The 9,936-nt window shown below is 52.5% G+C and carries 8 protein-coding genes and 1 pseudogene; 6 read left to right on the top strand and 3 right to left on the bottom strand.

The window, feature by feature from the left end; genetic code table 11:
• The first annotated feature begins 22 nt into the window (after positions 1-22).
• Positions 23-688 (top strand): methyl-accepting chemotaxis protein, encoded by a 666-nt coding sequence (locus BZG13_RS14705; RefSeq protein WP_131825406.1) that lies wholly within the window; start codon positions 23-25, stop codon positions 686-688.
• A 7-nt stretch (positions 689-695) separates the two neighbouring features.
• A pseudogene (locus tag BZG13_RS14700) lies at positions 696-1,520 on the top strand (methyl-accepting chemotaxis protein); the annotation flags it as partial.
• A 56-nt stretch (positions 1,521-1,576) separates the two neighbouring features.
• On the opposite strand, the gene BZG13_RS14695 reads toward BZG13_RS14700, so the two are convergent.
• Both BZG13_RS14695 and cpdB read right to left on the bottom strand, forming a co-directional pair.
• Entirely contained in the window at positions 1,577-2,044 is a 468-nt protein-coding gene (locus BZG13_RS14695) for a GNAT family N-acetyltransferase (protein ID WP_077459992.1), read from the bottom strand.
• A gap of 84 nt (positions 2,045-2,128) precedes the next feature.
• Positions 2,129-4,093 carry a 2',3'-cyclic-nucleotide 2'-phosphodiesterase gene (cpdB, locus tag BZG13_RS14690; RefSeq protein ID WP_077487156.1) on the bottom strand — a complete coding sequence of 655 codons (1,965 nt, stop codon included), beginning with the start codon at positions 4,091-4,093 and terminating at the stop codon, positions 2,129-2,131.
• Positions 4,094-4,380: 287 nt separating this feature from the next.
• Here cpdB and cysG point away from each other — a divergent pair, with 287 nt between their 5' ends.
• The 4 genes from cysG to cysC all read left to right on the top strand — a co-directional run bounded on the left by cysG (position 4,381) and on the right by cysC (position 8,935).
• The gene (gene cysG / locus BZG13_RS14685) at positions 4,381-5,808 is read left to right on the top strand and encodes a siroheme synthase CysG (RefSeq protein WP_077487155.1); all 1,428 of its coding nucleotides are present in this window, start codon (positions 4,381-4,383) and stop codon (positions 5,806-5,808) included.
• 12 nt (positions 5,809-5,820) lie between these two features.
• Positions 5,821-6,729: a sulfate adenylyltransferase subunit CysD gene (gene cysD, locus BZG13_RS14680; protein ID WP_077487154.1), complete on the top strand. Its 909-nt coding sequence runs from the start codon at positions 5,821-5,823 to the stop codon at positions 6,727-6,729.
• Between the two features lie 9 nt (positions 6,730-6,738).
• Entirely contained in the window at positions 6,739-8,163 is a 1,425-nt protein-coding gene (gene cysN, locus BZG13_RS14675; RefSeq protein ID WP_077487153.1) for a sulfate adenylyltransferase subunit CysN, read from the top strand.
• 145 nt (positions 8,164-8,308) lie between these two features.
• Positions 8,309-8,935, top strand: a complete 627-nt coding sequence (gene cysC / locus BZG13_RS14670; protein WP_077487152.1) for an adenylyl-sulfate kinase — start codon at positions 8,309-8,311, stop codon at positions 8,933-8,935.
• Here the strand turns inward: cysC and BZG13_RS14665 are convergent.
• On the bottom strand, positions 8,932-9,834 hold the full coding sequence (locus tag BZG13_RS14665) for a TIGR03899 family protein (RefSeq protein WP_077458108.1): 903 nt from the start codon (positions 9,832-9,834) through the stop codon (positions 8,932-8,934). The two genes, cysC and BZG13_RS14665, sit on opposite strands and share 4 nt — an antisense overlap.
• Positions 9,835-9,936: the final 102 nt, after the last annotated feature.

The following is a 9,936-nucleotide window of genomic DNA, read 5'->3' as shown; positions in this document are numbered from 1 at the left end:
GTTAGATAAAGCGCTTAAAGAAATGTCTGAGCTGACCCAAGGTTTTATTGACTCAAACCGCACCTCCATGCTGAATCAAGTGTCGACGGTGAGCATGACCATTGTCGGGGTACTGCTTGCGGTGATCGCCTTTATGATTGTGGTGGCAGTGGTGTTTACTCGTGCGATCATCAATCCGTTGCGTTTAGTGATGGAGCAGTCTTCTGCGATTGCCAAAGGTGATTTGAGCTATCAATTGGATCGCAGCCAGATTGGTAATGATGAAATGGGTCAATTGGCAGACTCAAGCATCGCCATGCAAGATAGTCTGCGCACGTTGATTGAAGAAGTAATTGCCGCGGTAACCCAATTGAGCAGTGCAGTCGAAGAGGTCAGTGCCGTATCGAGCCAAACCTCAAGCGGGATGCAAAGTCAGCAACATGAAGTATCACAAGTGGCGACCGCGATGGCACAAATGAAGGCAACCGTTGCCGACGTGGCGCAGAATACCGAAAGCTCATCCACCGCCGCCAACGAAGCGAGAGAGCAGTCCCGTATGGGGGCGCAAGATATTGATGGGATGGTGGCATCGATTCGCAAAGTAGCAGAGGACATGCGTCAAACGGGCAATACCGTGAGTGAGCTCGATCAGCAGTCGAAACAAATCAACATGGTGGTGGATGTTATTCGTGATATTTGCNAGAAGTAATTGCCCGGTAACCCAATTGAGCAGTGCAGTCGAAGAGGTCAGTGCCGTATCGAGCCAAACCTCAAGCGGGATGCAAAGTCAGCAACATGAAGTATCACAAGTGGCGACCGCGATGGCACAAATGAAGGCAACCGTTGCCGACGTGGCGCAGAATACCGAAAGCTCATCCACCGCCGCCAACGAAGCGAGTGAACAATCACGTATGGGCGCCAAAGACATTGATGGCATGGTAGCCTCGATTCGTAAAGTGGCAGAAGACATGCGTCAAACCGGCGATACCGTGAGTGAGCTCGATCAGCAGTCGAAACAAATCAACATGGTGGTGGATGTCATTCGTGATATTGCTGAGCAAACCAACTTGTTGGCCTTGAACGCGGCGATTGAAGCAGCGCGTGCCGGTGAATCGGGTCGTGGCTTTGCGGTGGTGGCCGATGAAGTGCGTACTTTAGCGGGCCGTACCCAAGACTCAACGGGCGAAATTACCACCATCATCGAAAAACTGCAGCAACACGCCACGCAAGCGCGCAATGCCACCACGCAAAGCTGTGAGAGCATTGAGCAATGCGTAGCGCAGGGCGACCAGGCTCAACAGCTGGTGCGTGGGATTGAAACCTCGGTTGAAAACATCGCTGATATGGGCATGCAAATTGCCAGTGCCTGTGGCGAGCAAGATTCGGTAGCGGATGAGCTAAGCCGTAACATTGAGCGCATCAATGATTCGTCACAAGAAGTCGCTGGCGGTGCTGATCAAACCGCACAAGCCTGTAGCGAGCTCAGCCAGTTGGCGCAATCACTGCAAACGACCATGCAGCGCTTCCGTCTAACCAAATAGGTTATACCGCCAATAGATGAAAACAAAATCCCGCTGATTCAGCGGGATTTTTTGCTTTAAACGGCGGATGCGTCACTTACCGATAAACGCATATCAATATGGGGGATCCCATCTTCTAAGTAGGCGTCGGAAAACGCCGAAAAGCCATGGGTTTGATAAAACCGCTGTAAATGTGTTTGTGCGCCAATCTCAATATCATCATGTGGCCAATGTTGCTGGCAAGCCTGAATCGCGTGGCGAACCAATTGATGCCCCCATTGACCGTTTCGGTGAGCGGGCGCAACGATCACACGGCCAATGCTGGCGCCTGAGTAACTTGCACCTGGTGCCAGCACACGGGCATAAGCCGCCAGCTCGCCATTCAGCCAGCCCATTAAATGCAGCGTCTCTGGCGCGGTGTCGAGCGCATCAAGCTCTGGGTAGGCACAGGCTTGTTCCACTACAAACACATCTACCCGTAATTTCATCAGTGTGAATAAGGTGCGCGTATCAAGCGCGTCAAATGTCACGATTTGCCAATCCATACCAAAACTCCAAAGGGGAAAGTAAAAAAATACCGCAGACAGGCTGCGGTATTCAAAAGCTATTTAGTGGGTGTCGTTAACCAGCTACTGACGAGGCTGGCTTAAATCAACATGATAAACGCCAAATCCCACTTCATCAGTGCCTTGGCGGCGCATTGACCATTGGCCTTTTTGCTCGATAAATTGCGCCGCTTTCTCGCTCGGTGAGGTTTCAAAGCTGACCACAGCGTCGCCTTCGATAGGCGCGATGGACCAGTTGTTATCCGCACTCACTGTGACTTGGCCTTCTTCTTGACTCACACGGCTGATGTAGTTGGCGACCACGGTACGGTTTTCATCCGGCGCGGCAAAGGCGATATGGTCACTGCCGGTGCCTGGGAACTTACCACTATAGGCACGGTAATTGTTGGTCGCTATCAGGAAGGTTTGCTCAGGGTCAACCGGCTCACCTTGATAGGTCAGATTGATGATTCGCGACGCGTCTGAATTGACCTCATTGCAATCACCGTCGTAGCGGGCAGGCTTGGTGATATCAATCTGATACTCGACACCGTCAATGACATCAAAGTTATAGGTGCGGAATCCATCCCAGTTCACCAGTGACTGGGGCTGCTCTGTGTTGGGATCGATTTGGTTAAACTGGCCGGCACTGCACTCTAGCCATTGGGTAAGCTCGGCACCAGAGACTTTCAGTGCCACCAAGGTATTCGGGTACAGATAAAGATCGGCGGCGTTACGGAACGTCAGTTGGCCCGCCTCCACTTCGGTAAAGTTGCTCGGATCGTTTTTGCGACCACCGGCTTTAAAAGGCGCGGCGGCAGACAGCACCGGCAGATCGGCTAAGTCAGGGTCCCCTTGAATCATGCGCTCGACATAGTCTTGCTGTGCGAGGTTAACGATTTGTACGGTCGGATCGTCTTGAAGCAGGGCCAAGTAGGAATACATCACATCATTAGCTTGACCAATTGGCTGATTGACGAAATCTTGTGTGGCTTTATGGTCTGACTCCACAGCCTTAAGCAAAGCTTCATCGGCCTCGACTAAGGCCTTGTTATTCGCTTGATCAAAAATTGGACGCGCCTGAGCCTGGCTGCCTGTGACTTGCCATTGACCATCGACTTGCTCGAGCGCCAGATCTATCACTCCGACATGGCTGCCCCAGCGGCCGGCCATTACACTGGCCACACCATTGATCGTGCCTTTATCGATATCCGCACCGGGAATGTTGGCGAAGTCTTCTCCAGGGAAGACGGCATGTGAATGACCAAAGGCAATGGCATCAATACCGTCGACATCCGTGAGGTAATACACAGAGTCTTCTGCCATCGCTTTATAAGGCGCTTGTGAAATACCTGAGTGAGGAATAGCCACGACCACATCGGCCCCTTTGGCTTTCATTTCCGGCACTAACTTTTCTGCGGTTTGTTTAATGTCTTTGGCGATCACCTTTCCTTCGAGATTGGCTTTATCCCAAGTCATTATCTGTGGCGGGACAAAGCCGATGTAACCGACTTTGATGGTGTGGCTATCACCGTCTTCATCTTTGAGTTGGTATTCTTTAATTAAATACGGGTCGAAGTAGTGCTCGCCGCTATCGGCATCAAACACGTTGGCGTTGATATACGGGAAGTTAGCGTCGTTGATTGACTCTTTTAAAAAGGCCAAGCCATAGTTGAATTCATGGTTACCGATGTTTCCCACTTCATAATTGAGCAAGTTCATCGCTTTGTACACTGGGTGCACTTCGCCAGGTTGGATGCCTTTGCTCGCCATGTAATCGCCCATTGGACTGCCTTGGATCAGGTCACCGTTATCGACCAATAGCGCGTTTTGTGCTTCATCGCGAGCTTGTTTGACTACGGTCGCGGCGCGGACCAAGCCGATTTTTTGTGACGGCTTGTTTTTGTAGTAGTCGTAATCCATCACATTAGTATGAATATCGGTGGTTTCAATCACACGCAAGTTGATGGTATCGGCAAAGGCACTGCCAGATGCGGCAAACAGACCGGCAACCACCGCGGTGGCGACAGCAGAAGGGAGCAAACGCATAACAGGATCTCCAAGTGAAAAGTGTGCGTTAGTTATCAAGCAATTGAATTATGCCGTTTATCATTCATATGAAGCTGTGCGCTTGATCGGCTTTATCGAACCGTTGCAGGGCCCTGAGGCGGCAATTGAGCGCTTTGCGATCGCAGTCATTGTTTGATTGACCCGATGCCTTATCCATTCCACTACTCCTAAAGCACTAAAAAGAATAAAAAATGAATTTATAGAATTTCAGGTAATAGTTGTGGGGCGATATAGTGGCGGTATTGTCATCAAGGAAATGCGCGATCATGGATTATCTTCCTCTTTTTGCTCAGCTCAAACACCGTCCTTGCCTCGTGGTGGGCGGTGGCGAAGTGGCATGGCGAAAAACCCGCATGCTACTCAAAGTCGGGGCGGCGGTCACCTTAGTGGCCCCTGAGGTCGACCGTGAAATTGAAGAGGCGCAAGCGCAAGGAAAGTTGACGGTGTTGCGCGAGGCGTTTCGTCCCGAACACCTGGATGGAAACATGCTGGCAATTGCGGCGACCGATAATGCCTTAGTCAACGAGCTGGTCTCCACGGCCGCTGACAGCCGCAATATTTTGGTCAATGTCGTCGATGACACCCCTAAATGTAGCTTTATTGTCCCTTCTTTAGTGGATCGCTCCCCCATTATCATTGCTATCTCGTCGGGCGGTAAAGCGCCGGTATTGGCACGGATGCTACGTGAAAAAATTGAAACCTTGGTCCCCCAACATATCGGCAAAATGGCAGCGATGGCGGGCGCGTTTCGCGACAAACTGAAAGCACGCATTCCGACCTTAACGGGGCGGCGTAAATTCTGGGAAGCCGCTTTTAGTGGCCGGTTTGCTGATTTAGTCGCGGCGGGCAAACACCAGCAAGCCGAGCAGGCGCTTGAACAGCTCAGTGGACAAATCACCACCCAAGGCGAAGTGGCCTTGATTGGCGCCGGGCCAGGGGATCCTGGGCTATTGACCTTGCGCGCGTTGCAATTGATGCAGCAAGCCGATGTGGTGTTATACGACTATTTAGTCGCTGAGCCGATTATGGAGTTGTGTCGCCGAGATGCAGAGCTGGTTTGCGTGGGCAAACGGGCGAGCTACCACAGTGTGAGCCAAGACGACATTAATCGTCTATTGGTGGAGCATGCCCAAGCGGGAAAACGGGTGGTGCGCTTAAAAGGAGGCGATCCGTTTATGTTTGGCCGTGGTGGCGAGGAGTTACAAACACTGGCCAACGCCGGAGTCTCGTTTCAAGTGGTGCCTGGTATCACCGCCGCTGCAGGGGCAACGGCGTATGCCGGTATTCCGCTAACCCATCGCGATCACGCCCAAACGGCGCTGTTTATTACCGGCCATTTGAAAAAAGAACAAGACACGCTGGAATGGGCCACCTTGGCACGCGCGCAGCAAACCTTGGTGATCTACATGGGGCTAATGAAGTCGGCCCACATTCAAAGCCAGCTTTTGGCTCATGGCCGTTCACCGGACACTCCTGTGGCGGTGATTGAAAACGGCACGCGTCCAGAGCAAAAAGTCTTTACCGGTCAACTCAATAATTTACCGTCGCTGGCTGAGCAAGCGGCGTCGCCAGCCCTAATTGTAGTGGGCGAAGTCGCGGCCCTCGCCGGTCAGCTGACTTGGTTTGGTGATAATAATGTGGCAACCGATGCTGATCCCACGCAAGCGCCAACCGCCGTGGTTAACTTCGCTTAAAGGATAATGAAGATGGACGCAAAAACACTGACTCACCTCCAGCAGTTGGAAGCCGAGAGCATTCATATACTGCGGGAAGTCGCAGCGGAGTTTGATAACCCCGTGATGCTGTATTCAATTGGTAAAGATTCGTCGGTGATGCTGCATTTAGCACGCAAAGCCTTTTACCCCGGTAAGATCCCGTTTCCGCTGTTGCATGTCGATACCGACTGGAAGTTTCGCGACATGATTGCCTTTCGCGATCGCACCGCTAAAGAGCTGGGGCTAGATCTGATTGTGCACAAAAATCCAGAAGGGATGGCTCAGGGGATCAATCCTTTTGATCACGGCTCCGACAAGCACACCGACATCATGAAAACCCAAGCGCTGAAGCAGGCGCTGGATCAATATAAATTTGATGCGGCATTTGGCGGCGCGCGTCGGGACGAAGAAAAATCCCGCGCCAAAGAGCGCGTCTATTCGTTCCGCGATAAGAACCATCGCTGGGATCCGAAAAACCAACGGCCAGAGTTGTGGCGCAACTATAACGGTCAAGTAAATCCGGGCGAGAGTATTCGCGTGTTTCCGCTCTCTAACTGGACTGAGCTCGATATCTGGCAATACATCTATCTGGAAAATATCGATATTGTCCCGCTTTACTTGGCGGCTGAACACCCGGTGGTGGAGCGTGAGGGCACCTTGTACATGGTCGATGATGCGCGGATGCCGATTGGACCCGAGGAAACCGTGATGCATAAATCGGTACGTTTCCGCACGCTGGGCTGCTACCCGCTTACCGGGGCGATTGAATCCACCGCGACCACCTTGCCAGAGATCATCGAAGAGATGTTGGTCGCGACCTCAAGTGAACGCCAAGGGCGGGCGATCGACCACGATCAGTCCGGATCCATGGAGCGCAAAAAGCGTCAGGGTTATTTCTAAGGAGCAGTCATGAATCCAGCAATTCAACAACAGGTGGCCGATCTGGGTATTGAGGGTTATCTGCAACAGCACCAACACAAAAGTTTATTGCGCTTTTTGACCTGTGGCTCGGTCGATGATGGTAAATCGACCTTGATTGGCCGCTTGCTGCACGACTCGCAACAGATCTATGAAGATCAGCTGGCTGCTGTCCATGCCGACAGCCAGCGTGTCGGCACCACGGGCGAGAAACCGGATCTGGCGCTACTGGTAGACGGCCTGCAAGCCGAGCGCGAGCAGGGGATCACCATTGATGTGGCGTACCGGTATTTCTCCACCGCCAAGCGTAAGTTTATTATCGCCGATACCCCAGGCCATGAGCAGTACACCCGTAATATGGCCACCGGCGCGTCGACCTGTGATGTAGCGGTGATCTTAATCGACGCCCGTCACGGCATCTTGGATCAGACCCGCCGTCATTCGTACATTGCTAACTTGCTGGGTATTCAGCATTTTGTGGTAGCGGTGAACAAGATGGATTTGGTGGCATATAGTCAAGCTCGGTTTGATGAAATTCAACAGCAATATCTGGCGTTTGCCGATCAGCTCAACCCTGGCTTGTCAGTGTCTATGGTGCCTTTGTCGGCACTGGAAGGCGACAACGTAGTCAATGCCAGTGACGCGATGGCGTGGTATCAAGGCGAGCCGCTGCTCAGCCAGCTAGAAGCCATCGACATTGAAAAATCGCGCGGGACGGGTGCGTTCCGTTTTCCGGTGCAGTATGTCAATCGACCGGATCTGAACTTCCGTGGCTATGCAGGCACCCTTGCCAGTGGTGAGTTGCATGTGGGCGATGAGGTTAAAGTACTCCCTTCTGGGCTTACCGCGAAGGTCGCGCGCATCGTCACCTTTAACGGTGATCGTGAATTTGCCTTTAGCGGTCAAGCGGTCACCCTCACTTTAGATAGAGAAATTGATATCTCGCGTGGCGATCTCTTGGTGCGAGCGGATGATGACGTGGCGGTGGGTCAACGGTTTGACGCCGACGTGGTGTGGATGACGCAAACTCCACTGGCACCGGGGCGAGAATATGACATTAAGTTGGCCAGCAAGAAAACCTCGGCGCAGGTTGAGGCACTGTCGTATGGGGTCGATGTTAATACGCTTAACACTCATGACGCAGACACCTTGCCGCTTAATGGCATTGGCCGTTGCACCTTGACCCTGAGCGAAGCGGTGCCGCTGGATACCTATCACGATAGCCCGAATACCGGTGGCTTTATCCTGATTGATCGCCTCACCAATGTGACGGTCGGCGCGGGCATSATCCGTCATGTGGCCGAGGCGCAGCCGCAAACCACCTCGTCGTTCTCAGCGTTTGAGCTTGAGTTAAACCAGCTGATCCGCAAGCACTTTCCGCATTGGCAAGCGCGGGATCTTGGTCAGCTGGGATAGATAATACCTGAGTGTTAATAAGCCCTATATCGGGCTAGCCACATCATTCGCTAGCCCGATACGAGATCTCATCAAGGCAATGATAAGAGAATAGGTGAATCGTGATAACACACGTATTTTGGCATGGCGGACGGAGAGACTATTTATGACGCAATCTTTTATATCGTCTTCCGATCCTAACGTGATCTGGCATACACATAGTGTTGATCAAACAACGCGCAGTGAACAAAAGCAGCAGCAGCCGGTCGTGCTTTGGTTTACCGGCTTGTCTGGCTCGGGCAAATCGACCATCGCCGGCGCGCTGGAGGCGGCCTTGGTGGCCGAAGGGCACCATACCTATTTGCTGGATGGCGATAATATTCGCCATGGCTTATGTCGCGATCTAGGTTTTTCCGATCAGGACAGAGCCGAAAACATTCGCCGAATTGGCGAGGTGGCTAAGTTGATGACTGATGCTGGCCTGATTGTCTTGAGTGCCTTTATCTCTCCGTTTCGCGCGGAGCGAGAGCGGGTGCGCGAGCGTTTGCCAGAGGGGCAGTTTATCGAAGTCTTTGTCGATACGCCGCTGGCGGTGTGTGAGCAGCGCGACCCCAAAGGACTGTACAAAAAGGCACGTGCCGGCGAGATCCCTGCGTTTACCGGCATATCTTCCGACTATGAGCCACCGCGAACACCGGCGATCCATTTAAGCGGTGATCTCAGCGTCGCCGAGCATGTGGCGACCTGTCTTCACGTACTGCGTGAGCGCGGGGTGTTGCGCTCGTCAGATTAAGCGTGAGTGTTGACCGTATCACCCACATCGCTGTGCATCTCAAAGCCTTCGGCGAGCAACGCACAAATGGCGTGGTGATAATCGGGATGCACGCGTTTACCGACCAGTTTTGCTAGCTCATGGCCAGTGGGGCTAAAGCGGTAATAATAAAGACGCATCCCTTTGTGGAGCGGGGTGAGCATGTATTGGGTGTCTTGCAGTTTAAACGGCATCGCTGGCTGCATTTCAATCACACCAGATTCAAGCTCGGTGCGCAGGATCAGCCCCAAGTCCATCAACAGCATTAAGTCGGTGTAAGACAGTTGGTAGTGACCCAGCGAGAGCTTATGAGGCGGCTCTGGGCGTAGCAGTTGCACCAAGCCTTGACGGCGGCGAAAACCAGTGACTAGCTTTTTGGTGCTGTCTTGCCCAAAGGTGCTGGACAATGCACAGGCGCGTTGCAGTGCTTGCGCTTCGCGCTGGGTCATAGTCTCGAGAATGGTCAGGGCTTTAATTGAGGTGCTGCCAGGGCGGAGCATTTCTTGTTTGAGAATCTTCGCCCACAACTGCTGCATTGCATGGCCGTGAATATTGCGGGCTAAATCGAAAAAACGAACCAGCCAATCTGGGTCCGGGGTCTGAGCGGTTTCGCTATGACACTGGTCGTAAGTCAGAGCAATGATGGCTTCGAGGTTAGCCTGCTGCTTTTGCATCACATGACGCTGGCGGGTGGCACTGCGATGCGCGAGATCTTCCTGCTCAACCTCCTGCAGGCGCGCATCGACATAATATTCACTGGCAATGGCTTTTAGCCGCCCTTTACTGCCACGCAGATCTGCGTCTTCTTTATTCTTGTGATCCTGATGTTGTCGTTTATCGGGGTGGACGTCGACGACCTCGGGTTTGTCTTGCTCTGCCATGCGATTCTCACACTGATTGTCAGCAAATTTAGTGCTGGCAAATATGTTAATTAAAGATTAAATTTGTTAACATTATGGGCGTTAACAATCAAGTATAGGGAA

The organism is Salinivibrio sp. ML323, from assembly GCF_001995745.1.
Taxonomy (GTDB): Bacteria; Pseudomonadota; Gammaproteobacteria; order Enterobacterales; family Vibrionaceae; genus Salinivibrio; species Salinivibrio kushneri.
Note: the sequence above shows the minus strand (reverse complement) of the source record. Positions and strands in the feature narration are given on the sequence as shown.

Coding starts and splice junctions, on each gene's coding strand:
- BZG13_RS14695 (WP_077459992.1), bottom strand. CDS start 2,044: ATGGATTGGCAAATCGTGACATTTGACGCGCTTGATACGCGCACCTTA.
- cpdB (WP_077487156.1), bottom strand. CDS start 4,093: ATGCGTTTGCTCCCTTCTGCTGTCGCCACCGCGGTGGTTGCCGGTCTG.
- cysG (WP_077487155.1), top strand. CDS start 4,381: ATGGATTATCTTCCTCTTTTTGCTCAGCTCAAACACCGTCCTTGCCTC.
- cysD (WP_077487154.1), top strand. CDS start 5,821: ATGGACGCAAAAACACTGACTCACCTCCAGCAGTTGGAAGCCGAGAGC.
- cysC (WP_077487152.1), top strand. CDS start 8,309: ATGACGCAATCTTTTATATCGTCTTCCGATCCTAACGTGATCTGGCAT.
- BZG13_RS14665 (WP_077458108.1), bottom strand. CDS start 9,834: ATGGCAGAGCAAGACAAACCCGAGGTCGTCGACGTCCACCCCGATAAA.